Origin of the sequence: Pseudorhodoferax aquiterrae (assembly GCF_014652235.1) — a bacterium.
In the GTDB taxonomy this organism is placed as follows: Bacteria; Pseudomonadota; Gammaproteobacteria; order Burkholderiales; family Burkholderiaceae_C; genus Pseudorhodoferax; species Pseudorhodoferax aquiterrae.
In genome coordinates, this window is sequence record NZ_BMYK01000008.1 from 112,072 (window position 1) to 138,241 (window position 26,170).

18 protein-coding genes and 4 tRNA genes are annotated in these 26,170 nt (G+C 68.8%); 4 read left to right on the top strand and 18 right to left on the bottom strand.

Going from position 1 to position 26,170, the window contains the following annotated elements:
* Positions 1–240: 240 nt before the first annotated feature.
* The gene (locus IE209_RS34330; protein ID WP_189687797.1) at positions 241–1,872 is read left to right on the top strand and encodes a methyl-accepting chemotaxis protein; all 1,632 of its coding nucleotides are present in this window, start codon (positions 241–243) and stop codon (positions 1,870–1,872) included.
* Positions 1,873–1,929: 57 nt separating this feature from the next.
* The gene (locus tag IE209_RS15165; protein ID WP_189687798.1) at positions 1,930–2,934 is read left to right on the top strand and encodes an alpha/beta fold hydrolase; all 1,005 of its coding nucleotides are present in this window, start codon (positions 1,930–1,932) and stop codon (positions 2,932–2,934) included.
* A 24-nt stretch (positions 2,935–2,958) separates the two neighbouring features.
* On the opposite strand, the gene IE209_RS15170 is transcribed toward IE209_RS15165, so the two are convergent.
* The 8 genes from IE209_RS15170 to IE209_RS34335 all read right to left on the bottom strand — a co-directional run bounded on the left by IE209_RS15170 (position 2,959) and on the right by IE209_RS34335 (position 12,203).
* On the bottom strand, positions 2,959–3,264 hold the full coding sequence (locus tag IE209_RS15170) for an addiction module antidote protein (protein WP_189687799.1): 306 nt from the start codon (positions 3,262–3,264) through the stop codon (positions 2,959–2,961).
* Between the two features lie 2 nt (positions 3,265–3,266).
* Positions 3,267–3,563, bottom strand: a complete 297-nt coding sequence (locus tag IE209_RS15175) for a type II toxin-antitoxin system RelE/ParE family toxin (protein WP_189687800.1) — start codon at positions 3,561–3,563, stop codon at positions 3,267–3,269.
* A 169-nt stretch (positions 3,564–3,732) separates the two neighbouring features.
* Positions 3,733–4,518, bottom strand: coding sequence for an enoyl-CoA hydratase/isomerase family protein (locus IE209_RS15180; RefSeq protein ID WP_189687801.1), 786 nt, complete (start codon positions 4,516–4,518; stop codon positions 3,733–3,735).
* A 21-nt stretch (positions 4,519–4,539) separates the two neighbouring features.
* Positions 4,540–6,504, bottom strand: a complete 1,965-nt coding sequence (locus tag IE209_RS15185) for an acetyl-CoA carboxylase biotin carboxylase subunit (RefSeq protein ID WP_189687802.1) — start codon at positions 6,502–6,504, stop codon at positions 4,540–4,542.
* A gap of 1 nt (position 6,505) precedes the next feature.
* Entirely contained in the window at positions 6,506–7,660 is a 1,155-nt protein-coding gene (locus IE209_RS15190) for an acyl-CoA dehydrogenase family protein (protein ID WP_189687803.1), read from the bottom strand.
* Between the two features lie 11 nt (positions 7,661–7,671).
* Positions 7,672–9,294: an acyl-CoA carboxylase subunit beta gene (locus IE209_RS15195; protein WP_189687804.1), complete on the bottom strand. Its 1,623-nt coding sequence runs from the start codon at positions 9,292–9,294 to the stop codon at positions 7,672–7,674.
* A gap of 66 nt (positions 9,295–9,360) precedes the next feature.
* Complete coding sequence (locus tag IE209_RS15200; protein WP_189687805.1) at positions 9,361–10,536, bottom strand: acyl-CoA dehydrogenase family protein; 1,176 nt, start codon at positions 10,534–10,536, stop codon at positions 9,361–9,363.
* 89 nt (positions 10,537–10,625) lie between these two features.
* Positions 10,626–12,203, bottom strand: coding sequence for a methyl-accepting chemotaxis protein (locus IE209_RS34335; protein WP_189687806.1), 1,578 nt, complete (start codon positions 12,201–12,203; stop codon positions 10,626–10,628).
* Positions 12,204–12,427: 224 nt separating this feature from the next.
* On the opposite strand from IE209_RS34335, the gene IE209_RS15210 reads away from it, so the two are divergent.
* The gene (locus tag IE209_RS15210) at positions 12,428–14,227 is read left to right on the top strand and encodes an acyclic terpene utilization AtuA family protein (protein ID WP_189687807.1); all 1,800 of its coding nucleotides are present in this window, start codon (positions 12,428–12,430) and stop codon (positions 14,225–14,227) included.
* Positions 14,228–14,275: 48 nt separating this feature from the next.
* On the opposite strand, the gene IE209_RS15215 is transcribed toward IE209_RS15210, so the two are convergent.
* The 10 genes from IE209_RS15215 to IE209_RS15260 form a co-directional block, all read right to left on the bottom strand.
* Positions 14,276–14,351: transfer RNA gene (locus IE209_RS15215), tRNA-Gly, on the bottom strand.
* A gap of 49 nt (positions 14,352–14,400) precedes the next feature.
* Positions 14,401–14,476, bottom strand: a tRNA-Gly gene (locus tag IE209_RS15220).
* A gap of 49 nt (positions 14,477–14,525) precedes the next feature.
* Positions 14,526–14,601: transfer RNA gene (locus IE209_RS15225), tRNA-Gly, on the bottom strand.
* A 61-nt stretch (positions 14,602–14,662) separates the two neighbouring features.
* The gene (lon, locus tag IE209_RS15230) at positions 14,663–17,095 is read right to left on the bottom strand and encodes an endopeptidase La (protein WP_189687808.1); all 2,433 of its coding nucleotides are present in this window, start codon (positions 17,093–17,095) and stop codon (positions 14,663–14,665) included.
* Between the two features lie 122 nt (positions 17,096–17,217).
* Complete coding sequence (clpX, locus tag IE209_RS15235; RefSeq protein WP_189687809.1) at positions 17,218–18,483, bottom strand: ATP-dependent Clp protease ATP-binding subunit ClpX; 1,266 nt, start codon at positions 18,481–18,483, stop codon at positions 17,218–17,220.
* A 114-nt stretch (positions 18,484–18,597) separates the two neighbouring features.
* Positions 18,598–19,218, bottom strand: a complete 621-nt coding sequence (gene clpP / locus IE209_RS15240; protein ID WP_189687810.1) for an ATP-dependent Clp endopeptidase proteolytic subunit ClpP — start codon at positions 19,216–19,218, stop codon at positions 18,598–18,600.
* A 72-nt stretch (positions 19,219–19,290) separates the two neighbouring features.
* Entirely contained in the window at positions 19,291–20,604 is a 1,314-nt protein-coding gene (gene tig, locus IE209_RS15245; protein WP_189687811.1) for a trigger factor, read from the bottom strand.
* 29 nt (positions 20,605–20,633) lie between these two features.
* A tRNA-Leu gene (locus tag IE209_RS15250) sits at positions 20,634–20,720 on the bottom strand.
* 65 nt (positions 20,721–20,785) lie between these two features.
* Positions 20,786–23,983 carry an efflux RND transporter permease subunit gene (locus IE209_RS15255; protein WP_229882867.1) on the bottom strand — a complete coding sequence of 1,066 codons (3,198 nt, stop codon included), beginning with the start codon at positions 23,981–23,983 and terminating at the stop codon, positions 20,786–20,788.
* Between the two features lie 7 nt (positions 23,984–23,990).
* Positions 23,991–25,148, bottom strand: coding sequence for an efflux RND transporter periplasmic adaptor subunit (locus IE209_RS15260; protein ID WP_189687812.1), 1,158 nt, complete (start codon positions 25,146–25,148; stop codon positions 23,991–23,993).
* A 156-nt stretch (positions 25,149–25,304) separates the two neighbouring features.
* Between IE209_RS15260 and hpnC the strand changes: the two genes are divergently transcribed.
* On the top strand, positions 25,305–26,153 hold the full coding sequence (gene hpnC, locus IE209_RS15265; protein ID WP_189687813.1) for a squalene synthase HpnC: 849 nt from the start codon (positions 25,305–25,307) through the stop codon (positions 26,151–26,153).
* Positions 26,154–26,170 lie beyond the last annotated feature (17 nt).

The window sequence follows — 26,170 nt, forward strand, 5'->3', positions numbered from 1 at the left end:
ACCGGCGGGGTCGCGCCCGCTCTTGCGTCAACTCGCTGTGGCACTGCGGGTCTGCCCGGACCGACCACCGGTCAGCGCAGCGCCTGGGCGCAAGACAGGGCGCCATCTGGGACAGCAGGAATGCGCGAGCCGTCCAACCGCGTCCCGCGTCACAGTTGCGCGACATTTCCAGCGCGCCCTGCCCCTACAGTCGCGACCGCCCCGGCGCAGACCGGACCCAGAACCCACAGGACGAGGACGATGTTGAGCAGATTGAGCATTCGCGCCCGGCTGGCCCTGGCGTTCGGCGGCTTGACCGCCCTGGTGTTGGCCGTCGCCGGCCTCGCATTGCTGGAACTGGCGGCCGCCAACGACCGCTTCCTGCACTACACCCAGGGCCTGAACGCCCGCGCCACCGTGGCCGCCCATGTGCGTGCCGCCGTGGACGACCGCGCCATTGCCGCGCGCAACCTCGTGCTCGTCACCCAGGACGCCGACCTCGCCGCCGAAAAGGCGGCTGTAGCGGCCGCCCACCAGCAGGTGCAGGAGCAACTCGCGCGGCTGGGCCGCATGCTCGCGGAAGACCCCACCGCCTCCGAGCAGGCGCGCCGGCTCGCGGCCGACATCGGCCAGATCGAGCAGCGCTACGGCCCCGTGGCGTCGGCCATTGCCGAACTGGCGCTCAAGCACCAGCGCGAGCAGGCCATTGCGCGCATGAACGCCGAATGCCGCCCGCTGCTGGCGGCCCTGGTGCGCGCCACCAAGGCCTACGTGGACTACACCGAACAACGCACCCGCGACCTGCAGTTGCAGGCCGCCGTGGACTACGGCCGCCAGCGCGCCCAGCTCATCGCGCTGTGCCTGCTGGCCATGGGAGCCGCCATCGTGGCGGGCTGGTGGATCACGCGGGGCATCACGCGGCCGCTGGACCAGGCCGTGCAGGCGGCCGACCGCATCGCCGCCGGCGACCTCGGCATGCCCATCGCCGCCACCGCGAGCGACGAGACCGGCCGCCTGCTGGCCGCGCTGCAGCGCATGCAGCAAGGCCTGGTCGACACCGTGCAGGCCGTGCGCGGCAATGCCGAAAGCGTCTCCGCTGCCAGCACGCAGATCGCCCTGGGCAACAACGACCTGAGCCAGCGCACCGAAGAGCAGGCCTCGGCGCTGCAGCAGACCGCTGCTGCAATGGAGCAGCTGGGCACGACCGTACGCCACAACGCCGACAACGCCCGCCAGGCCGGCGAACTGGCCGGCGCCGCCTGCGCCGTGGCCGCGCGTGGCGGCGCGGCGGTGGGCGAAGTCGTGACCACCATGGGCGGCATCCAGGACAGTGCGCAGCAGATCGGCGAGATCATCGGCGTGATCGACGGCATCGCTTTCCAGACCAACATCCTGGCGCTCAACGCGGCCGTGGAGGCGGCCCGCGCCGGCGAACAGGGGCGCGGCTTCGCGGTGGTGGCCGGCGAGGTGCGCACGCTGGCCCAGCGCAGCGCCCAAGCCGCCAAGGAGATCCGCACGCTGATCACGGCCAGCACGGCCCGCGTCGAGCAGGGCACGGCCTTGGTCGGCCGCGCCGGCAGCACCATGCAGGAGCTCGTGGCCTCGGTGCAGCGCGTGTCCGAGCTCGTGGCTGCGATCAGCACCGCCAGCCAGGAGCAGAGCCTGGGCGTGGACCAGGTCGGCCAGGCGCTGGGGCAGATGGACACCACGACCCAGCAGAACGCCGCACTGGTCGAGGAAAGCGCCGCAGCCGCCAGCAGCCTGCAAAGCCAGGCCCGCGAGCTCGTCGCGGCGGTGGCGGTGTTCCGACTGCTGGCGGCCGAGGCTGCCCCGGCCGCGCGCCAGGCCGAGCGCTCGGGCGGCGACCTGTCCGCGGCCCTGGCAGGCGCCTGATCGCAGCCTGCCCGCACGCGACACCGCGCCCGCCGGCACCGCGCTAGAGTGCGCGGCATGAACACCGCAGCCTCCTCCTTTGCGACCGCCCCGGGCCTGCCGGGCTGGCGCCGCCTGCAGAGCAACGGCATCTCAATCGCCGCCAGCGTGGTCGCGGCCAGGCCGGGCCGGCCCACGGTGGTGCTGCTGCACGGCTTTCCCGAGCTGGCCTACTCCTGGCGCCACCAGATCGCGGCGCTGGCCGCGGCCGGCTACGGCGTGCTGGCGCCCGACCTGCGCGGCTACGGCGAGACCGGTGCGCAGGGCGCGCTGGAGGACTACCGCATGCAGAACCTCGCGCTGGACGTGACCGGCCTGCTCGACGCGCTGGGCATCGCGCGCGCGGTGGTCGTCGGCCACGACTTCGGCGGCGCGCTGGCCTGGACCCTGGCACGCGACCATGCGGACCGCGTGCTGGGCGTGGTCTCGCTCAACACGCCCTACACGCGGCGCACCGAGACCGACCTCGTGGAAACCATGCGCCGCACGCGCGGCCCCACGCACTACATGGTGCAGTACCAGGAGCCCGGCGTGGGCGAGAAGCTGTTGGGCGAGGACGTGGAGGCCACGCTGCGCGGCCTGATGCGCCGGCCCGGCGTGACCTTGGAGCAGTTCGCCCAGGTACCGCAAGACCTGCAGGCGCTGCCGGCCGAGCTGTTCAAGGGACACGAGCAGGTCATGGGCGCGCCATTGCTCAGCGAGGAGGAACTGGCGGTGTTCGTGAAAGCCTACGAACGCAACGGCTTCACGGGGCCCTTGAACTGGTACCGCAACCTGCGCCGCAACTGGGAAGACACGGCCCGCACGCCCGACCACGTCGCTGTGCCGGCCCTCATGGTCAGCGCCGCGCAGGACATCTTCCTGCCGCCCGCGACCACGCGCGGCATGGAGCGCATCGTGCCCGACCTGGAGCGCGCCACCGTGGCCGACTGCGGGCACTGGACACAGCAGGAGAAGCCGGACGAAGTTAATGCGCTGCTGCTGGAATGGATGGGGCGGCGCTTTTCGGCACAGCAGCGCTGAGACCAGTGCATCGGCCCACGCGCCTCAGGCCGATGCCGCAGGCGCCACGTGCAGTTGCAAGCCCAGCGCGCGCAACACCTTGAGCACGGTGCCGAAGCTGGGATTGCCCTGGTCGCTGAGCGCCTTGTAGAGACCTTCGCGGGTGAGGCCGGCATCGCGCGCCAGTTGCGACATGCCACGCGCGCGCGCTACATCACCCAATGCAGCGGTGACCAAAGCCGGATCACCGTCTTCCAAGGCCGCCGTCAGGTACTCCGCGCAGGCCTGATCGGTCTTCAGGTAATCGACCGCATCGAAGACCGGCAACTCCGCCACCTTGATCCTGCCCATGTTCAATCCTCCAGGGTTGCCGCCAATGCCTTTGCCGCGGCGATGTCGGCCTGCTGCGAGGACTTGTCGCCCCCGCCCAGCATCACGATCACAACCGAGCCGCGCTGCACGTAGTACAGACGCCAGCCCGGTCCGAAGAACTCGCGCATCTCGTATACGCCATCGCCGACCGCCTTCACGTCGCCGAGATTGCCCAGGCTCGCCTTGCGCAGCCGGGCCACCAGGCGGCGCTGGGTCATGCCATCGCGCAGTCCGTTGAACCAGGCGTCGAACGCCTGGGTGCGGCGAATCGTGAACATGGGAAAGTGTAAACCCTAGTTCACATATTTCCAACGCGCTGGAAGGTGCAGCCCTCACCCTCATCAGACACAGACCTCCAGTGGGCGCACGAGCCGCCGTCCGCGACCCCGCTTGGACGGGGGCGGCGCCCCAACCACCAGGCGACGCCGACCGCAGCAGCCGCGGCGTTCAACACCCCGTCCACACCGGCTTGCGCTTCTCGTTGAACGCCGCCAGCCCCTCGCGCGCGTCCTCGGTCATGGCCAGCAGGGCGATCTGGCTTTCGGTGTAGGCGATGCCCTCGTCGAAGGACATGGCGGCCATGGCGCGCATGGCGTACTTGCCGCGCCGGATCGCGGTGGGCGACTTGCCGGCCAGGCGCTCGGCCAGCCAGTCGGTCTTGGCGTCGAGCTCGGCGAGCGGCACCACGTGGTTCACGAGGCCGGCCTCGCGCGCTTCGGCCGCGCCGAAGGGCTCGCCCGTCAGGCACCACTCGCGCACGGTGCGGCGCGGAACGATGTCCTGCAGCAGGCTGAGCACCTGCATCGGGAACAGGCCGATCTTGACCTCGGGCAGGCCGAACAGCACATGGTCGGCCGCGATCGCCAGGTCCGTCATGCAGGCCAGGCCCACGCCGCCGGCCATGCAGACGCCGTTGATGCGCGCGATCGAGGGCAGCGTGCTGTTCTGCACCTCGCGCAGCATGTCGGCGTAGTCCACGCTGGGCTGCGAGAGGTCGAACGCGAAGCCGGCACCGGGCTGCAGGTCGCCGCCTGCGCAGAAGGCCTTGTCGCCCGCACCGGTCAGCACGATAACGCGCACGCCCGGGTCGGCATGGGCGGCGCGCCAAGCGGCGCGGATGCCGGCCACCACCTCCTTGTTGATCGCGTTGCGCTTGTCGGGGCGGTGGATGGTGATCCACTGCGCGTGGCCGCGCCGCTCCCAGAGCACGGCGTCGTTGGCAAGGTCTCCCATGGCGGTCTGGTCTCCCGGTGTTCAGTCCTCGATTTCGGCGACCACGCGCTGGGCCGCGACCTGGTCGCCGGCCTTCACATGCAGCGCCACGAGCCGGCCCGCGCGCGGCGCGGCGTGGATGTGCTCCATCTTCATGGCCTCCAGCGTCACGAGCGCCTGGCCGGCCTGCACGGCCTCGCCCACGGCCGCCAGCACGGCCACGACGCGACCGTTCATGGAGGCGCGCAGCTTGCCGTCGCCGCCCGCCTCGCCCTGGCGCACGGCAGCGGCGCGCGTGAGGTCCTGCACGCGCAGCGGCTGGCCGCGGTAGTGCAGCAGCAGGCTGGCACCGTCGCGGTGGAACCAGGCGCGCTCGCCCAGGCCGTCGCAGCTGAAGCGCAGGGCCTGCGCGCCGACCTCCTCGAGCACCAGCGTCGACTGCGTGCCGCCGATCTCCACCACGAAGCGGTGTCGGCGCGGCTGGGTCACGCGGGCTTCCAGCGTCTCGCCACCCAGCGTGAAGCGCAGGCCCACGGGCAGGTCGTAGGTCATGTGTCCGGCCTGTGCACCTGCACTGGGGGCCTGCGTCTGGAGCAACAGCACGGCCGCCAGCACCGCGGCACGCGCGCGCAGCGCGGGGTCGGGCGCCAGCAGGTCCTGCTGGTGCCGGGCGATGAAGTCCGTCGTGGCGCCACCGGCCGCGAACACCGGATGCGCGAGACAGCGCTGCAGGAAGCCCTGGTTGGTCGTGACGCCCAAGGCCACGGCATCCTCCAGGCCCGCGAGCAGCTTGCGGCGCGCTGCCTCGCGTGTGTCGCCATGGGCGATGAGCTTGGCGATCATGGAGTCGTAGTACGGCGGGATCTCGGTCCCCGAAGCCAGCGCGTGCTCCACGCGCAAGGATTCGGGCATCTGCCACAGCGCCATGCTGCCGCTCTGCGGCATGAAGTGTTGGTCGGCATCCTCGGCGCACAGACGCACCTCGATGGCATGGCCGGCGAAGCGCACCTGCTCCTGCGTGAGCGGCAGCGGCTCGCCGGCCGCCACGCGCAGCTGCAGCGCCACGAGGTCCAGGCCCGTGATGGCCTCGGTGACCGGGTGCTCGACCTGCAGGCGCGTGTTCATTTCCATGAAATAGAAGTTGCCGTCGCCGTCGAGCAGGAACTCCAGCGTGCCCGCGCCTTCGTAGCGGATGGCGCGGACGGCCTGCACGGCCACGGCGCCCATGCGCGCGCGCAGTTCCGCGTCCACGGCGGGCGACGGTGCCTCTTCCACGAGCTTCTGGTGGCGGCGCTGCACCGAGCAGTCGCGCTCGCCCAGGTGGATGGCGTTGCCGTGGCGGTCGGCGAAGACCTGGATCTCGATGTGGCGCGGCTGCACGATGGCGCGCTCGAGGATGACCTCGGGATCGCCGAAGGCGCTTTGCGCCTCCGAGCGTGCGCTGCGCAGCAGTTCGGCGAACTGGTCCGCCGAGGGCACGAGCCGCATGCCGCGCCCGCCGCCGCCGGCCGTGGCCTTGACCATCACGGGGTAGCCGATGCGCGCAGCCTCCTGCGCCATGCGCGCCTCGCCCTGGTCCTCGCCCTGGTAGCCCGGGATGCAGGGCACGCCGGCTTCCATCATGAGCGCCTTGGCGCCGGCCTTGTGGCCCATGGCGCGGATGGCCTCGGCCGAGGGGCCGATGAAGACCAGGCCGGCGTCCTGGCAGGCCTGGGCGAAGTCTTCGTTCTCGGCCAGGAAGCCGTAGCCCGGGTGCACGGCATCGGCGCCAGCCAGGCGCGCGGCCTCGATCAAGGCGGGAATGCGCAGATAGGACTGGGCCGGCAGCGGCTCGCCGATGCAGACGGCCTGGTCGGCCTCGCGCACATGGCGTGCGCCGGCATCGGCCGTGGAGTAGACGGCCACCGTGCGGTAGCCCTGGGCCCGCGCCGTGCGCATGATGCGCAGCGCGATCTCGCCGCGGTTGGCGATCAGGATCTTGCGGAACGGGGTGGTAGGTGCGGTCATGTCAGTGGCCCGCCGGGAAGGTGCCCATGAATTTCGAGAGGATCTGCAACATCACCTCGTCCGCCCCTCCACCGATGGAAGTCAGCCGCCCGTCGCGGAAGATGCGCGAGATCGGTGTTTCGTCCATGTAGCCCATGCCGCCCCAGAACTGCAGGCAGCCGTCGGCCACGGCGCGGATCACGCGCCCGGCCTTGAGCTTGGCCATGGTGGCGGTGCGCGTGGCATCCTGGCCGGCCACGACCTCCTGCACGCCCTGCCAGCTCAGCGCGCGCAGGGCCGCCACCTCGGTCTGCAGCTCGGCCAGCGTGAAGTGCACCCACTGGTTGTCGAGGATGGAGCGGCCGAAGGCGCGGCGCTCGCGCGTGTAGGCGACGGTGGTGTCGATGGCGCGCTGGGCCATGGCGCCCGCGTTCAGCGCGCCCCACAGCCGCTCGATCTGGAACTGCTCCATCTGGTAGATGAAGCCCATGCCCTCCTCGCCGATCCGGTAGCGCTGGGGGACGCGCACGCTGTCGAAGTGCAGCTGCGCCGTGTCGGACGCGTGCATGCCCATCTTGACGAGCTTGCGCGCCACGCTGACGCCGGGCGTCTTCATGGGCACGACGATCAGCGACTTGTTCTTGTGCGAGGAGCCGTCCGAGGTGTTGGCCAGCACCACGCAGAAGTCGGCCTGCGTGCCGTTGGTGGTCCACATCTTGCCGCCGTCGATGACGTAGTCGCCGCCCTGCTTACGCGCCGTGGTCTTGACCGAGGCCACGTCCGATCCGCTGCCGACCTCCGAGACGCCCAGGCAGGCCACGTACTCGCCCGCGACGGCCGGCGCCAGGAACTCGTCGCGCAGCTCCCTGCTGCCGCGGTGCGCCAGCGCAGGCGTGGCCATGTCCGTCTGCACGCCGATGGCCATGGGGATGCCGCCGCAGTGCATGTGGGCCAGGCCCTCGGCCATCACGGCACCGTAGGAATAGTCCAGACCCGCGCCGCCGTTCTCCACAGGCTTGGTCAGGCCCAGCATGCCCAGTTCGCCGAGCCGGCGGAAGACCTGGTGGGCCGGAAAGATCTGCGCGCGCTCCCACTGGTCGACATGGGGGTTGACCTCCTTGTCGATGAAGCGGATCAGCGTGTCGCGCACGCTCTCGTGTTCGGGGGTCAGTTGCATGGCTGTGGTCCTCAGGGGCGGGCGACGGAGAACTGCATGGGCTGCGGCTGGCGCAGCTCCGATTCGCGGCAGATCGACAGCACGCGGGCCAGTACCTCGCGCGTGTCGCGCGGGTCGATCACGGCATCGTCCAGCATGCGTGCGCTGGTCGTGAACACGCTCATCTGGCTGTCGAAGCGCTCGATGATGCGGCGCTCCATCTCCGCGAGCTTGGCGCGGTCGACCTCGCCGCCCTTGCGCCGCATGGCGGCTTCGGTCACGTTGACCATGGTCTGCGCGGCCTGCTCGCCGCCCATCACGGCGGTCTTGGCGTTGGGCCAGGAGAAGCAGAAGCGCGGGTGGAAGCCGCGCCCGCACATGCCGTAGTTGCCCGCGCCGAAGGAGGCGCCGCAGTAGATGGTGATCTGCGGCACGGTGGCGCAGGTCACGGCCTGGATCATCTTGGAGCCGTGCTTGATGATGCCGGCCTCCTCGTAGGACTTGCCCACCATGAAGCCCGTCGTGTTGTTGAGGTACAGGATCGGCGTGCGGCTCTGGCAGCAGGCCTGGATGAAGTGCGTGGCCTTGCTCGCGCCGGCCGGGTCGATCGGGCCGTTGTTGGTCACGATGCCCAGCGGCAACCCTTCGATCTTGATGTGGCCGACCACGGTGGCGCTGCCGTAGTTGGCGCCGAACTCCAGGAACTCGGAGTCGTCGGCGATGCGCGCGATCACCTGCTTCATGTCGACCGGCCGCTTGTGGTCCATGGGCATGATGCCCAGCAGTTCCTCGGCGTCGTAGCGCGGCGGCTTGAAGGCGCGCGCGGGCTGCTGCGGCATGCCGCGCTGCCAGTCGATGCCGGCCAGGATCTCGCGCGCGATGCGGATCGCGTCGCGGTCGTCCTCGGCCAGGTAGTCGCCCAGGCCCGAGATGGACGTGTGCATCTCGGCGCCGCCGAGTTCCTCCTCGGTCGCGATCTCGCCCGTGGCGGCCTTGAGCAGCGGCGGGCCGGCCAGGAAGGCGCGCGAGCGGCCGCGCACCATGACGATGTAGTCGGCCAGTCCGGTCTGGTAGGCGCCGCCGGCCGTGGACGAGCCGTGCGTCACGGTCACCACGGGCAGGCCCGCGGCCGAGAGACGCGCGAGGTTGCGAAACAGGTTGCCGCCCGTCACGAACTCCTCGACCTGGTAGGTCATGAGGTTGGCGCCTGCGCTTTCGACGAGCTGCACGTAGGGCAGCTTGTTCTCCAGCGCCAGTTCCTGCAGGCGCAGCTGCTTGGGGATGCCCATGGGCTGCAAGGCGCCGGCATCGATGCCGGAGTCCGAGGCGTTGACCATCACACGCACGCCCGAGACCCAGCCGATGCCACCGATCACGCCGCCGCCCGGCACGCTCTTGTCGAGGTCTGGGTGGTCCAGCCCCAGGCCGGCCAGCGCACCGATCTCCAGGAAGGGCGTGCCCGGGTCCAGCAGCAGCGCCAGCCGCTCGCGCGGCAGCAGCTGGCCGCGCTGCACGAAGCGTTCACGCGACTTGCCCGAGGTGGCAACGCTGCGCTGGGTGTAGCCGTGCACGCGTTCGAGCAGGGCCAGCATGCCGGCGCGGTTGGCTGCGAAGGCGTCGCTGCCGGGGGAGATGGTGGACTCGATGGTGCTCATGGTGCTGTGGGCCAGGGGGTGCCAGCAGCTTAGGCAGCGCCCCGCCCGGGGTCTTGCGCCAACTGGCTACAAGCCCAGTTGTCGCGCTGCCAGATCCTTCATGACCTCCTCCGAGCCGCCGCCGATCATCATGACCTTGACCTCGCGGTAGATGCGCTCGCTGGCCGTGCCGCGCATGAAACCCATGCCGCCCAGCAGCTGCACGGCCTGGTCGGCGCAGAACTGCATGGCCTGCGTGGCCTGTACCTTGGCCAGGCAGACGCGCGCCACAAGCTGGGCAGGGCGAGCGTGGCTGTGCTGGATGCGCCAGGCCAGCTCGTAGACCAAGGTGCGCGCAGCATCGACGCGCTGGGTCATGTCCATGAGCTTGTGGCGCACCACCTGGCGTTCGGCCAGCGGGCTGCCCGCGATCTGGCGCTGGCGCGCCCAGTCCACGGCCTCGCGCAGGCAGACTTCGGCGAAACCGCAGGCCAGCGCGGCCATGAACAGGCGCTCGCTGTTGAAGTTGTTCATGATCACCTTGAAGCCCTGGTTCTCTTCGCCCACGAGGTGGGCCACGGGCACGCGGCAGTTGTCGAAGCGCAGGTGGGCGGTGTCAGAACTCCACCAGCCCATCTTCTTGAGCGGCGTGCGCGTGAGGCCGGGCGTGTCGCCATCGATCACCAGCACCGAGATGCCACCTGCGCCGGGGACGGCAGGGTCGGTGCGCACGGCCGTGGTGATGAAGTCCGCGCGCATGCCGGAGGTGATGAAGGTCTTCTCGCCGTTGACGATGTAGTGCTCGCCCTCGCGGACGGCCGTGGTGCGCAGGTGGGCCACGTCCGATCCGCCGCTGGGTTCGGTCACGGCCAGGGCCGCGATCTTCTCGCCGCGCAGCACGGGCGGGATCACGCGGCGCTGGATGGCGGCGCTGCCGGCCTTGAGGATGGGCGGCAGCGCGATGCTGTGCGAGTTCAGCGAGGCCTGCACGCCGCCGCAGCCGCAGCGCGCGAACTCCTCGGCCACGACGAGCTGGTAGAAGATGTCGGCCGGCGTGCCGCCGAGCTCCTCGGGGTAACCCAGGCCCTGCACGCCGAGTTCTGCCACGCGCGCATAGAGGGCGCGCGGGAAGGTCTCCGCCTCGTCCCAGTCGTTCACATGGGGTGTGATCTCGCGCGCGATGAAGGCGCGCAGCGTGGCGCGGAACTGTTCGTGCTCGGGCGTGAAGTAAAAGGGCAGCGCGGGGGCGTCGAGGAAGTCCATGGGGGCTCCTGGTGGGCCGCCAAGCCTAGCCGCCGCCGCGCACGCCGGTCTTGCGCCAACTGGCTGGAGCAGCCATGGCGGCGCCCCGTTCAGCCGGGCAAGGCCGGGCGTGACTCCTGCACGCCGCCCACCCGGAACACGGACACCAGCGCGGCCAGGCCCTGGGCCTGCTCGCGCAGGCTTTGCGCGGCGGCCGAACTCTGCTCGACCAGCGCGGAATTCTGCTGCGTCATCTGGTCCAGCTCCGCAACCGAGCGGTTCACGCCGGAGATGCCCTGGCTCTGCTCCGATGTGGCGCTGCGGATCTCGCCGATGATGTCGTTGACGCGCTGGACCGAATGCACGATCTCCTCCATCGTGCGGCCCGCGTCGGCCACCAGCTGGGTGCCGCTCTCGACCTTCTCTACCGAGGCGCCGATCAGGCCCTTGATCTCCTTGGCCGCCTCGGCCGACCGGCCGGCCAGGTTGCGCACCTCGCTGGCGACGACGGCGAAGCCGCGCCCCTGCTCGCCAGCGCGCGCGGCCTCCACCGCGGCGTTGAGCGCCAGGATGTTGGTCTGGAACGCGATGCCGTCGATCACGCCGATGATGTCGCTGATCTTCTTGCTGCTGGTGTTGATGTCGCTCATGGTGCTGACCACCTGGGACACGACCTGACCACCGCGCGAGGCCACCTCGCTGGCCGAAGCCACGAGCTGGCTGGCGGTGCCGGCCGAGCCTGCGGTCTGCTGCACCGTGGCGGTCAGCTGCTCCATCGACGAGGCGGTGCTCTGCAGGCTGCTGGCGGTCTGCTCGGTGCGGTGCGACAGATCGGCATTGCCCTGCGCGATCTCGCTGGAGGCGGTGGCAATGCTGTCGGTGGACGAACGCACCTTGCCCACGATGTTCGCGAGCGAGCCGTTCATGTGCTGCAGCGCGCGCATCAGCTCGCCGAACTCGTCCAGGCGGCGTGCATCGATGCGCTGCGTCAGGTCGCCATCGGCGATCGCGCTGGCCACGCGGATCGATTCCTGCAGCGGCTGGCGGATCGAACGCACCAGCCACCACGCGACCAGCATGCCCAGCAACACCACGACGACCGCACCCGCCGCGCCCCAGGACGCGCTGGCCTCGCGCGCGCGGTCGGCCGCGGCCGCCGCATCGGCGCCCTTGCGTCGCTGCAGCTCGACGAACACGTCGATCGACTCCAGGTAGGCACGGGCGGCGGCACTGTATTCGCCATGGACCAGGGCGATCGCCGCGGCCCGGTCGCCGGCGGCACCGAGATCGCGGGCCTTTCGGCTGGCCGCCAGCAGCGCAGCGCCCTTCGCGACGATGTCCTTGAGCTGCGCCTGGTCCGCGGGCGACGTGGCCTGCTTGGTGATGTCTTCGCGCACCTTGGCGACGCGGTCCGCATCGCCGGCGACGTTGGCCTTGAACAGCTCGCCCACGGCCGGGTCGGCACTGATCGCCGAAGCCATGCTGCGAATGACGGCCGCTTCGGTGAGGCCCTTCCAGAGCATGGATTGCTCGATCAGGGCGTTCGCCGCCGTCATGGCCGCCAGGGATTGCCGGTACGCCTTGCCGGCGCCGTACAGCGTGAAGCCGCCGAGCGCCACGACGGCGAGCAACAGCAGCAACAGGGTGGACCAGAGCTTGTGCGCAACGCGCAGGCGGTTGAAGAACATGGTTAAAGAGGGGTTGGGCTGCCAGAGCTGAGGTCGACAGGGCGCCACCAGAGGTCCGGTGGCAAGGCGCAGGAGCGGTTACTTGTCTGAAAAATGAACGATATCTGATCGAATTACGCGAAGTCAACGAATCAAATTGCATTCCGTCCCGCTAGCGACTCCGCACAAGCAGCGACGGCCACGGGTGGCTAAGCTGCGGGCCAGCCATCGACAGGAGACATTGCATGACCATTGCCGCCAAGACCGTTCGCATCGGCGGTGCCTCCGGTTTCTGGGGCGACAGCATGGTGGCGGCACCGCAGCTCGTGCGAGGCGGCCGGCTCGACTACCTGGTGTTCGACTACCTCGCAGAGACCACCATGGCCATCCTGGCCGCGGCGCGCGCCAGGAAGCCGGAGCTGGGCTATGCGACGGACTTCGTCGACATCGCGATGAAGTCGGTGCTGGCCGAAGTCAAGCGCCAGCGCATCCGCGTGGTCAGCAATGCCGGTGGCATCCACCCGCAGGCCTGCGCGGCGGCGCTGCAGGCGCTGGCCGCGTCGCAAGGCATCGCGCTGCGCATCGCGGTCGTCGAAGGCGACGACGTGAGCGCGCAGATGCCGGCGCTGCGCGCGGCCGGCACGCGCGACATGTTCACGGGCGAGGCCCTGCCCGAGAAGGTGCTGAGCGCCAACGCCTATCTGGGCGCGAAGCCGATCGCCGCGGCGCTCGCAGCCGGTGCCGACGTGGTCATCACGGGCCGCTGCGTGGACAGCGCCGTGACGTTGGGCGCGCTCATGCACGCGTTCGGCTGGGCCGACGACGACTACGACCGCCTGGCCTCGGGCAGCCTGGCCGGCCACATCATCGAATGCGGCTGCCAGGCCACGGGCGGCCTGCACACCGACTGGGAGGACGTGCCGGACTGGGCCCACATGGGCTACCCGGTCGTGGAATGCAGCGCCGACGGCAGCTTCGTCGTGACCAAGCCCGCGGGCACGGGCGGCAGCATGCTGCGCGCCAACGTGGCCGAGCAGCTGCTCTACGAGATCGGCGACCCGGGCGACTACCAGCTGCCCGATGTGCGCTGCGACTTCCGCTTCGTCGAAATCACCCAGCTGGATGCGGAACGCGTGCAGGTGGGCCCGGCCCGCGGCCGCGCGCCGACGCCGCACTACAAGGTCTCGGCCACGCAGCTGGACGGCTTTCGCTGCGCCAGCAGCATGGTGTTCATCGGCATCGATGCGGCGAAGAAGGCGCGCCGCACGGGCGAAGCCATCTTCGAGCGCACGGGCGAGATCCTCAAGGCCCAGGGCCAGCCCCCCTACACCTCGACCTACCTCGAGGTGCTGGGCGCCGAGACGCTGTACGGCCCGCATGCGCGCACGGCAGCGGCGCGCGAGGTGATGCTGCGCGTGGTCGCCAACCATCCCGACAAGAACGCGCTGGCCCTGTTCGCGCGCGAGATCGCGCCGGCTGGCACCTCCTGGGCGCCCGGCACGACCAGCCCGGGCGGCGGCCGGCCTGCGGTGTCGCCGCTGGTCAAGCCCTTCGCCTTCCTGCTGGACAAGGGCGCGGTGCCGGTCGCCCTGTGGCTGGACGGCCAGCGGCAGACCGTAGAGGTGCGAGCCGGCACGGACCAGGATGCAACCGTGGCTGCGCCGCAGCCGCCGGCCTGGCAAGAGCCCGACGAGCCGTCGGAAGAACTGCGCCTGATCGATCTCGCCTGGGCCCGCAGCGGGGACAAGGGCGACATCTCCAACATCGGCATCGTGGCGCGCCGGCCCGAATGGCTGCCGCTGCTGTGGGACCGGCTCACGCCGGACGTGGTGGCGGCCTACTTCGCCCACTTGGTGCACGGCCGCATCGAACGTTTCTACCTGCCTGGCATCGCCGCCATGAACCTGCTGCTGCACGCCGCGCTGGACGGCGGCGGCCCCTCGTCCATGCGCATGGACCCGCTGGGCAAGGGCATGGCGCAGATGCTGCTGGACATCCGCATCCCGGTGCCGGCCAGCGTGGCGCGCGCGGCCCGGCGCCACTGAAGCCGCCAAAGAAAAAAGGCCTTGCGACGAATCGCAAGGCCTTTCGTTTGGAGCGGGAAAAGAGTCTCGAACTCTCGACCTCAACCTTGGCAAGGTTGCGCTCTACCAACTGAGCTATTCCCGCATCGTCTCTTCACTGCCGCAGAGCGATGCTCTCTCTGCGGCGTTCTCACTGGAGCGGGAAAAGAGTCTCGAACTCTCGACCTCAACCTTGGCAAGGTTGCGCTCTACCAACTGAGCTATTCCCGCATCGTCTCTTCGCTGCCGCAGAGCGATGCCCTCTCTACGGCGTTCTAACTGGAGCGGGAAAAGAGTCTCGAACTCTCGACCTCAACCTTGGCAAGGTTGCGCTCTACCAACTGAGCTATTCCCGCGAAGCCTCAGATTATAGGCTAAAAATCCCTCTTCCGGCAAGCTTTCCTGAAATTTTCGATCTCAGTGCTTGGTCGAGGCACCGCGCGTGGCATCCGCCCCGGCCGTCGCCGGCACGTCCAGCGCAGCCGCGGCCGGCTCCTCCTCGGCCAGCGCCGATGGCACACGCTCCAGCGCCACCTCCAGCACCTGGTCGATCCACTTGACCGGCACGATCTCCAGGCCGTTCTTCACGTTCTCGGGGATCTCCTGCAGGTCCTTGGCGTTCTCTTCCGGGATCAGCACGGTCTTGATGCCGCCGCGCAGCGCGGCCAGCAGCTTTTCCTTCAGGCCGCCGATGGCCGTCACCTCGCCGCGCAGCGTGATCTCGCCCGTCATGGCGACATCGCCGCGCACCGGGATGCCGGTCAGCGCGGACACGAAGGCCGTCGTCATCGCAGCGCCGGCGCTCGGACCGTCCTTGGGCGTGGCACCGTCGGGCACGTGGATGTGGATGTCGCGCTTCTCGAACACCTCGTCCTTGATGCCCAGGCGGCGCGCGCGGCTGCGCACCACGGTGCGGGCGGCCTCGACCGATTCCTTCATCACGTCGCCCAGCGAACCCGTGCGCGTGATCTGGCCCTTGCCGGGCATGGTCGCGGCCTCGATGGTCAGCAGGTCGCCGCCGACCTCGGTCCAGGCCAGGCCGACCACCTGGCCGATCTGGTTCTGGTGCTCGGCGCGGCCGTAGGTGTGCTTGCGCACGCCCAGGAACTCGTTGAGGTTGTCGGCGTTGACGACCACCTGCGGCGTCATCTTCTTGAGCTGCAAACCCTTGACCACCTTGCGGCAGATCTTGGAGAGCTCGCGCTCGAGCGAACGCACGCCGGCTTCACGCGTGTAGTAGCGCACCACGTCGCGCACGGCGTCTTCGGTGACCAGCAGTTCGTCGTCCTTCACGCCGTTGTTCTTGAGCTGCTTGGGCAGCAGGTAACGCAGCGCGATGTTGACCTTCTCGTCCTCGGTGTAGCCCGACAGGCGGATGACTTCCATGCGGTCCAGCAGGGCCGGCGGAATGTTCATCGAGTTCGAAGTGGCGACGAACATCACGTCGGACAGGTCGAAATCGACCTCGACATAGTGGTCGCCGAAGGTGTGGTTCTGCTCGGGATCGAGCACCTCGAGCAGCGCGCTGGACGGATCGCCGCGGAAGTCCGTGCCCAGCTTGTCGATCTCGTCGAGCAGGAACAGCGGGTTGCGCGTGCCGACCTTGGACAGGCTTTGCAGCACCTTGCCCGGCAGCGCGCCGATGTAGGTGCGGCGGTGGCCGCGGATCTCGGCCTCGTCGCGCATGCCGCCCAGCGCCATGCGCACGTACTTGCGCCCCGTGGCCTTGGCGACCGACTGGCCGAGCGAGGTCTTGCCCACGCCCGGCGGGCCGACCAGGCACAGGATGGGCGCCTTGACCTTGTCCACGCGCTGCTGCACCGCGAGGTACTCGAGGATGCGGTCCTTGACCTTGTCCAGGCCGTAGTGGTCTTCGTTGAGCACTTCCTCGGCGTTGGCCAGGTCGTGCTTGATCTTCGTGCGCTTGCTCCAGGGCAGGTTGGTCAGCACGTCGATGTAGTTGCGCACCACGGTGGCTTCGGCCGACATGGGCGACATGAGCTTGAGCTTCTTGAGCTCGGCCTCGGCCTTCTTCAAGGCCTCCTTGGGCATCTTGGCGAGGCGGATCTTCTTCTCGATCTCCTCGATGTCGGCGCCCTCCTCGCCTTCGCCCAGCTCCTTCTGGATCGCCTTGACCTGCTCGTTCAGGTAGAAGTCGCGCTGGTTCTTTTCCATCTGCCGCTTCACGCGGCCGCGGATCTTCTTGTCGACGTTGAGGATGTCGACTTCGCGCTCGAGCTGGCCGTACAGGTTCTCCAGGCGCTCAAGCACGTCCGACAGGTCGAGCACGACCTGCTTGTTGTCGAGCTTGAGCGGCAGGTGGGCGGCGATGGTGTCGGCCAGGCGGCCGGCGTCGTCGATGCTGGAGATCGAGGTCAGGATCTCGGGCGGGATCTTCTTGTTGAGCTTGACGTACTGGTCGAACTGCTGCATCACGGCACGGCGCAGCGCCTCCACCTCGGTGTTCTTCTGCGCCGCATCGGGCAGCGCGATCGGCGTGACGTTGGCGTTGAAGTGCGACTCGCCGTCCTCGATGTGGTTCACGCGCGCGCGCTGCTGGCCTTCGACCAGCACCTTCACGGTGCCGTCGGGCAGTTTCAGCATCTGCAGGATGGTGGAGACGCAGCCGACGTCGAACATGTCGGTGACCAGCGGCTCGTCCTTGGCGGCGGCCTTCTGCGCCACCAGCATGATGCGGCGCTCGGCCTCCATCGCGGCTTCCAGCGCCTTGATGCTCTTGGGGCGGCCCACGAACAGCGGGATCACCATGTGGGGGAACACCACCACATCGCGCAGCGGCAACAGCGGCAGATCCAGCGGCGTGGATGGCAGGGGGGTTTGACCGGACATCGGAATCCTTTGTGTGACCCAGCGAATATGGTCGCCGACCTCACATTTTCAACCCGTGCCGCGCGCGGCACAGGAGAGGTTGAACAATGCCGGCACCGCCTGGGCGGACACCGGCCGCACGGTCAGGCTTTCTTGGCCGCTTCGCGGTAGACCAGCAGCGGCGCCTTGTTCTCTTCGATGGTGGACTCGTCCACGACCACCTTGTCGACGTTGGTCTGGTTCGGCAGGTCGAACATCGTGTCGATCAACGACAGCTCGAGGATGGAGCGCAGGCCGCGTGCGCCGGTCTTGCGCGCCAGCGCCTTGCGGGCGATGGCCTTGAGCGCCGCGGGGCGGATCTCCAGGTCCACGTCTTCCATCGACAGGAGCTTGGCGTACTGCTTGACGAGCGCGTTCTTGGGCTCGGTCAGGATCTGCACCAGCGCGTCTTCGCTGAGCTCCGCCAGCGTGGCGACGACCGGCATGCGACCGACCAGCTCGGGGATCAGGCCGAACTTGATCAGGTCTTCGGGCTCGACCTCGCGGAACACCTCGGTCAGTGCCCGCTCCTGCTTGCTCTTGACCGCCGCACCAAAGCCGATGCCGGACGATTCCTGGCGGCTTTCGATGACCTTCTCGAGGCCCGCGAACGCGCCGCCGCAGATGAACAGGATGTTGGTCGTGTCGATCTGCAGGAAGTCCTGGTTCGGGTGCTTGCGTCCGCCCTGCGGCGGCACGCTGGCCATGGTGCCTTCGATGAGCTTGAGCAGCGCCTGCTGCACGCCCTCGCCCGACACATCGCGCGTGATCGAGGGGTTGTCGGACTTGCGCGAGATCTTGTCGATCTCGTCGATGTAGACGATGCCGCGCTGGGCCCGCTCGACGTCGTAGTTGCAGCTCTGCAGCAGCTTGGCGACGATGTTCTCCACATCCTCGCCGACGTAGCCGGCCTCGGTCAGCGTGGTAGCGTCGGCCATCACGAAGGGCACGTCCAGCATGCGCGCGAGCGTCTGCGCGAGCAGCGTCTTGCCAGAACCCGTGGGGCCGATCAGGAGGATGTTGCTCTTGGAGAGCTCGACCTCGTCCTTCTTGGCCTTGTCCTTGTAGCGCAGGCGCTTGTAGTGGTTGTAGACCGCCACCGACAGCGTGCGCTTGGCGACCTCCTGGCCTACCACATAGTTGTCCAGGTTGTTCTTGATCTCCAGCGGCGTCGGCAGGTCGCCCCGGCCCTCGCGCGCCTCGCCGGCGGCGGGCACCTCGTCGCGGATGATCTCGTTGCACAGGTCGATGCACTCGTCGCAGATGAACACGGACGGTCCTGCGATGAGTTTCTTCACCTCGTGCTGGCTCTTCCCGCAAAACGAGCAGTACAGGGTCTTTTCGCTGGAGGAGCCTTTTTTCTCGGCCATGGGGCAATGCCTTCTAAAAGACGTTGGGCAATGATAACCAAACGAAAAACGGCGCCTTCCACCAAAAAAGGCGCCGTTCTCCGCGCAATCCGCGCGGCTGTCGCGGGAGCCGGATCAGGGCCGGCGCGAGATCACCTGGTCGACGATGCCGTAGTCCTTGGCTTCGTCGGCCGTCATGAAGTAGTCGCGCTCGGTGTCGTGCTTGACCTTGTCCAGCGGCTGGCCGGTGCGCTCGGCCATGATCTTGTTCATCTGGTCCTTGGTGCGCAGGATGTCGCGCGCATGGATCTCGATGTCCGTGGCCTGGCCGCGGGCGCCGCCCAGCACCTGGTGGATCATGATCTTGGAGTTGGGCAGCGAGAAGCGCTTGCCCTTGGCACCGGCCGCCAGCAGGAAGGCACCCATGCTGGCCGCGAAGCCCACGCACAGCGTGGACACGTCGGGCTTGATGAACTGCATGGTGTCGTAGATGGCCATGCCGGCCGTCACGCTGCCACCGGGCGAGTTGATGTAGAACGAGATGTCCTTGTCGGGGTTCTCGCTCTCCAGGAACAGCAGCTGCGCCACCACCAGGTTGGCAGTCTGGTCGTTGACTTCGCCCACCAGGAAGATCACGCGCTCTTTCAGCAGGCGCGAGTAGATGTCGTAGGAACGCTCGCCGCGGCCCGACTGCTCGATCACCATCGGAACCATGCCCAGGTTCTGGGTCTCGAGCGAACTGTTGTGGATGGCCATGTTTTCTCCGGAAATTGGGTTGGCAAGCATCAAGTGGGGGCCTTGCGGTGCAACGCAAGGCCCACCGGGGCATCAGCCCTGCTGCGCCATCAGTTCGTCGAAGCCGATCGCCTTGTCGGTGACCTTGGCCTGGGCCAGCACGTAGTCGGTCACGTTGTTCTCGATCACGGCGGCTTCCACGTCGGCCAGGCGCTGGCGGTCGCCGTAGTACCAGCGCACCACGTCTTCCGGCTTCTCGTAGCTGGCAGCCAGGTCGTCGATGTGGGCCTTGATCTGCTCGGGCTTGGCCATCAGCGCGTTCTTCTTCACCAGCTCGGCCACCACCAGGCCCAGGCGCACGCGGCGCTCGGCCTGCGGACGCACGATCTCTTCGGGGATCGGCGCCTTGTCGGCGTCCTTGAGGCCGCGCTGCTTGAGGTCGGCACGCGTGCTCTCGATCATGCGGCCGATCTCGGCCTGCACGCTGGCGTTGGGCAGGTCCAGCTCGGCCTTGGTCAGCAGCGCGTCCATGACGGCCTGCTTGTTGCGGGCCAGCAGGCGGAACTTGACTTCACGCTCCAGGTTCTTGCGGATGTCGGCGCGCAGGCCGGCCACCGTGCCGTCGGCGATGCCCAGGGACTTGGCCAGCGCGTCGTCGACTTCGGGCATGTGGCCGGCTTCGATCTTCTTGACCGTGACCAGGAAATCGGCCTGCTTGCCGGCCACGTCCTTGCCGTGGTAGTCGGCCGGGAAGGCCAGCGGGAAGGTGCGGCTCTCGCCGGCCTTCATGCCGCGCACGGCGTCTTCGAACTCCTTGAGCATCTGGCCTTCGCCGACCACGTACTGGAAGTCCTCGGCCTTGCCGCCCTGGAACGGCTCGCCGTCGATCTTGCCTTCGAAGTCGACCGTCACGCGGTCGCCGTCGGCGGCGGCGGCGTCCTGGGCACGCTGGGCGAAGCTGCGACGCTGCTTGCGCAGGATGTCCAGCGTCTTGTCGATGGCTTCGTCCGTCACTTCGGCGGACAGGCGCTCGATCTCGGCCGTGGACAGGTCGTTGATGACCACTTCGGGGAAGACTTCGAAGACCGCGTCGAACGCGATTTCACCTTCGGGCGCGCCTTCCTTCTCGCTGATGCGCGGCTGGCCGGCCACGCGCAGCTGGGCCTCGTTGGCCGCGGCCGAGAACGCCTCGCCCACCTTGTCGTTCATGACTTCGTAGTGCACCGAGTAGCCATAGCGTTGGGCGACGACGTTCATCGGCACCTTGCCCGGACGGAAGCCGTCCATCTTCACGGTGCGCGCCAGCTTCTTGAGGCGGTTGTTGACCTCGTTCTGGATCACATCCACCGGCAGCGACAGGGTGATCTTGCGCTCCAGCTTTTCGAGGTTTTCAACGGTAACGGCCATGGTGGTCTCGGGTAAAAGAAATAGGGGTGTGGTGCGCGGGGGGGGACTCGAACCCCCACACCATTGCTGGCGTCAGGACCTAAACCTGGTGCGTCTACCAATTTCGCCACCCGCGCAGTCTCGGTCAACCCGCCATTTTAGCCGGTCGCGCCGAGCCACTTGCGCGGGCGGCCTGCGCCGCTCAGACGCCCAGTGCCGCCGCCCGGGCGCGCTCCTCGTCGGTGGGCTTCTTCACGCGGAACCAGGCTGCATACATCGCCGGCAGCGACAGCAGTGTGAGCACCGTGGCGACGATCAGGCCGCCCATGATGGCCACGGCCATCGGGCCCCAGAACACCGAGCGCGAGAGCGGGATCATGGCCAGCACGGCCGCCAGTGCGGTCAGCACGATGGGGCGCAGCCGGCGCACGGCCGATTCCACGATGGCGTCCCAGGTCGGCACGCCGCGCGCGCGGTCCTGCTCGATCTGGTCGATCAGGATCACCGAGTTGCGCTGGATCATGCCCATCAGCGCGATCACGCCCAGGAGCGCGACGAAGCCGAACGGCCGGTTCAGCAGCAGCAGCGCGCCGGCCACGCCGGCGATGCCCAGCGGGCCGGTCAGGAACACCAGCATCGCGCGGCTGAAGCTTTGCAGCTGCAGCATCAGCAGCGTGAAGGTCAGGAACAGCATGATGGGCACGCCCGCGGCGATGGACGAGGAGCCGCGGCTGCTCTCCTCCACCGCACCGGACACCTGCACCGCATAGCCGCCCGGGCCCTGCTGTTTCCACTGGGCCTCCAGCGCGCGCAACTTGGGCAGCAGCTCCTCGGTCACGGTGGCGCCTTGCAGGCCTTCCACCACGTCGCTCTGTACGGTGATGGCGTAGTCGCGGTTCTCGCGCCACATCACGCCCGGCTCCCAGCTGAACACCGGCGTGGCGATCTGGGTCAGCGGGATCGCCCGGCCCGACGCGGTCGGCACGTAGGCGTTGACGATGTCGGTGATCAGCGCGCGCTCGCTGGCCGGCTGGCGCAGCACGATGTCGATGAGCTTGTCGTACTCGCGGAACTGGCCCACGGTGGTGCCGGTCAGCGCGATGTTCGCGGTCTGGGCGATGGACTGGCTGGTCACGCCGAGCGCGCGCGCCTTGGCCTGGTCGATCTCCAGCCGCACGGTCTTGACCGACTCGTTCCAGTTGTCGTTCACGCCGCGCGTGTTCGGGCTCTCGCGCATGGCGGCCTTGACCTCGTCGGCGCGCTGGCGCAGCAGTTGCGGGTCCGAGCCGACCACGCGGAACTGCACCGGGTACGGCACCGGCGGCCCGTTGGGCAGCAGCTTGACGCGGCCGCGCACCTCGGGAAACTCCTCGGCCAGCAGCTTGGGCAGGGCCACGCGCAGGCGCTCGCGCACCGGCACGGACTCGGTCAGCACGATGAACTGCGAGACGTTGGTCTGCGGGAACACCTGGTCCAGCGGCAGATAGAAGCGCGGCACGCCCGAACCCACCCACAGCGTGACCGAACGCACGCCCTGCTCCTGGCGCAGCCGCTGCTCCACACGCTTGGCGACGGCTTCGTTGGCGGCGAAGGACGAGCCCTCGGGCAGCCACAGATCCACCAGGATCTCGGGCCGGCTTGAATCGGGGAAGAACTGCTGCTGCACCTTGCCCATGCCCACGATGCCCAGCGCGAACACGCCGACGGTGGCCAGGATGGTCAGCCAGCGGTGCGCCACGCACCAGTTCACCGACCTGCGGAAGGCGTTGTAGAAGCCCGAGTCGAACATCTCGTGCGGCTGGCCCTGCTCGGCGCCTGCGCCATGGTGGGGCTGGGCCTTGAGCAGCAGCGTGCCCAGATAGGGCACGAAGTACACCGAGACGAACCAGCTCAGCACCAGCGCGATCACGGTCACCGCGAAGATCGCGAAGGTGTATTCGCCGGTCACCGACTTGGCGATGCCGATGGGCAGGAAGCCCACGGCCGTGATCAGCGTGCCCGTCAGCATGGGCATGGCCGTGATCTCGTAGGCGAAGGTCGCGGCACGCACCTTGTCGTAGCCCTCCTCCATCTTGCGCACCATCATCTCCACCGCAATGATGGCGTCGTCCACCAGCAGGCCCAGGGCGATGATCAGCGAGCCCAGCGAGATCTTGTGCAGGCCGATGCCCCAATACCACATGGCCAGGAAGGTCACGGCCAGCACCAGAGGGATCGTGATGCCCACCACCAGGCCCGGCCGGATGTCGATGTAGTAGCGGCGCAGCAGGCCGTGCTCGCCCGGGCGCCGGTGGAAGCCCAGCGAGATGAAGCTCACGGCCAGCACGATGACCACGGCCTCGATGAGCACCTTGACGAACTCGTTGACCGAGTTGGACACCGCGCTGGGCTGGTCCTGCACCTGGGCCAGGTGCACGCCGGCCGGCAGGCCCTTCTCGATGTCGGCGAACGCGGCCTTGAGCGCCTTGCCCAGGCGGATGATGTCGCCGCCCTTGGTCATGGACACACCGAGCGCAATGACTTCGCGCCCGTCGTGCCGCACCTTCACGGTGGGCGGATCGACATAGCCGCGCCGGATCTCGGCGATGTCGCCCAGGCGCAGCTGCGCGCCCGAGGGCCCGCGGATCGGCATGTCGCGCAGTTGCTCGACCGCGCCGAACTGGCCCGTCACGCGCACCTGCACCACGTCCAGCGGCGTCTGGATGGCGCCGGCGCTGGCCACCGCGTTCTGCTGGCGCAGTTGCTCGAGCACCTGGTTGAAGTCCAGCCCCAGTTGCGCCAGGCGGCGCTGCGAGACCTCGATGAAGACCTTCTCGTCCTGCACGCCGAACAGCTCGACCTTGGCCACGTCGGGCACGCGCAGCAGGGTCTGGCGCGCATCGTCGGCGAAGGTCTTGAGTTCGGCGTAGCTGAAGCCGTCCGCCGACAGGGCGTAGATCACGCCATAGACATCGCCGAAGTCGTCGTTGAAGAACGGCCCGATCACGCCCTGCGGCAGCTGGTACTGCATGTCGCCGATCTTCTTGCGCACCACGTACCAGAGGTTGGCCACGTCCTTGGGCGGCGAGTTGTCCTTGAGCTCGAAGATGATCTGCGACTCGCCCGGCTTGGAGTAGCTGCGGATGCGGAAGGCATAGGGCACCTCCTGCAGCGTGCGCTCGAGCTTGTCGGTGACCTGCTCGGCCACCTGCTGGGACGTGGCGCCGGGCCAGTAGGTGCGCAGGACCATGGCGCGGAATGTGAACGGCGGGTCTTCGTCCTGCCCCAGCTGGAAGTAGGTGGCGAAACCCAGCAGCATCAGCACCACCATCAGGTAGCGCGTCAGCGCCGGGTGGTCGAGCGCCCAGCGCGAGAGGTTGAAGCCAGCCTTGGGCTGGTCCATGGAATTCGGTTCGCTCATCGTCGGCTCAGCGCGGTGAGGAAGCAGCGGTGGCGGGGGCGCCGGCCTTGTCGCCGCCCACGCGCGGCTGGTAAACGGTGACCTTTTGCCCCGGTGTCAGCACGTGCACGCCAGCCGCCACCACGCGCATGCCGGGCTGCACGCCGGAGCTGATCACCGCATCGTTGCCGTCCGCCGTGGCGATGGTCACGGGTTGCGCGCGCACCGTCATGCTGGCCTCGTCGAGCACCAGCACCGAGGTCTGGCCGGTGCCGGCGTCCTGGCGCAAGGCGCTGGTCGGCAGCTTGATCACGGGCACGCCGCCGCTGCTCAAGGCCTTGGGCGCCACCGTGACCGTGGTGCCCAGCGGCGGCGGCGTCTTGGTGTCCAGCGCCACCTTGACCTGGAAGGTGCGCGTGGCCGCGTCGGCACTGGCCGCCACCTCGCGCACCTTGCCGGCCAGCACCTCGTCCGAGTTCCACAGCTTCACCTCGACCGGCGAGCCGACCGCCACGGCGGCCACGCGGTCCTCGGGCACCGAGAACACCACGTCGCGCACACCGCTTTGCGCCAGCCGCACCACCGGCGTGCCGGCGGCCACCACCTGCCCGGGCTCGGCCTCGATGCCGGTCACCACGCCGGCCACGTCGGCCACCAAGCGCGCGTAGTCGGTCTGGTTGCCCTGGGCGGCCAGCTGGGCCTTGGCCTGGTCGAGCTGGGCCTGCGCCGCCTGGTAGGCCGACTCGCGGCGCTCCAGCTCGGCGCCGCTGATGAAGTTCTGGGCGCGCAGTTCCCTGTAGCGCTTCTGGTCGGCCAGGGCCAGGTCGCGGTTGGTCTGGGCCGCCGCCACCTGGGCGCGCGCGGCATCGGCGGCCAGCCGCAAGTCCTGGGCATCGAGCTCGGCCAGCAGTTGGCCCACACGCACGGTCTGGCCCAGGTCGACGCTGCGGCGCACGATCTTGCCGGCCACCCGGAAGCCCAGCCGCGACTCGATGCGTGGGCGCACCTCGCCCGCGAACTCCATGCCGAAGGTCGACGCGGCCGGTGCCACGGTCAGCAGCTTGACGGAGCGCACCGGCTCGGGCTCGGCTGGCGGCTTGCTGCAGCCCGCCAACCCAGCCGCCACGACCAGGACAGCCGCGCACGGCCAGGGAAAACGGCGCACGCGCCTCGGCTGGTTTGACATTGGGAAGCCCCGATCTAGCGCTCCGGGGCCCGCGCGTCGCCGCTCCCCAGGCCCACTACTGACTGATGGGTTAGTAATCTAGGAGAATTGTTTGCGCATTGTCAACCAAGCGCGCTTCCAAATTGGCGCGGAAAACACAGCGAAAATCCGGCGCACATGCGTGCAAGGCCCCAAAGCGCGCCGGCTGTTGCGCCGAGCGTTACACATTACGAGAACTTCCCCGTCGCGTCCTGGCTTTGTCCACCAGCGCTGCGCCCTGCCGTGGCGGCGATCTACTGGTTCGCGCGCACCGGAGACGACATCGCCGACGAAGGCGACGAGGACGCGGGCAGCCGCCTGCAACGGCTTGCGCAGTACCGGGCCGATCTGGCCGCGCTCTATGCAGGGCAGCCGCTGTCCGGCCGCTGGCCCGGCGTGTTTGCGCCGCTGGACGCCGCCCGGTCCCGGCACCGGCTGCCGTTCGCCCCGCTGGACGACCTGCTGGACGCATTCATGCAGGACGTGCGCAAGACCGCGGCCGGCGCCGGCTACGCCGACCGCGCCGAGTTGCTGGACTACTGCCGCCGATCCGCTGCGCCGGTGGGCCGGCTGGTGCTGCACCTGTACGGCATCGAGGACCGCGAGGCCTTGCGCCAGAGCGACGCCATCTGCAACGCGCTGCAGCTCATCAATTTCTGGCAGGACCTGAGCGTGGACCTGCCGCGCGGCCGCTACTACCTGCCGCAGGACCGCTGCGCCGCGCACGGCACGACGCAGGCCGCACCCGTGCGTGCGCTGGTGGCCGAGCAGGTGCAATGGGCCCGCGCGCTGATGCTGGAGGGCGCACCGCTGGTGCACCGCGTGCCCGGCCGCATGGGGTGGGAACTGCGGCTCGTGGTGCAGGGCGGCCTGGCCATCCTGGACAAGATCGCCGCGTTGGACCATGCCAGCTGGCGTGAGCGCCCGAAACTCCACAAAACCGATGGACCCCGGCTGCTCTGGCGCGCCTGGCGCATGCATGGATGAACAACCAGGCCGTGGAC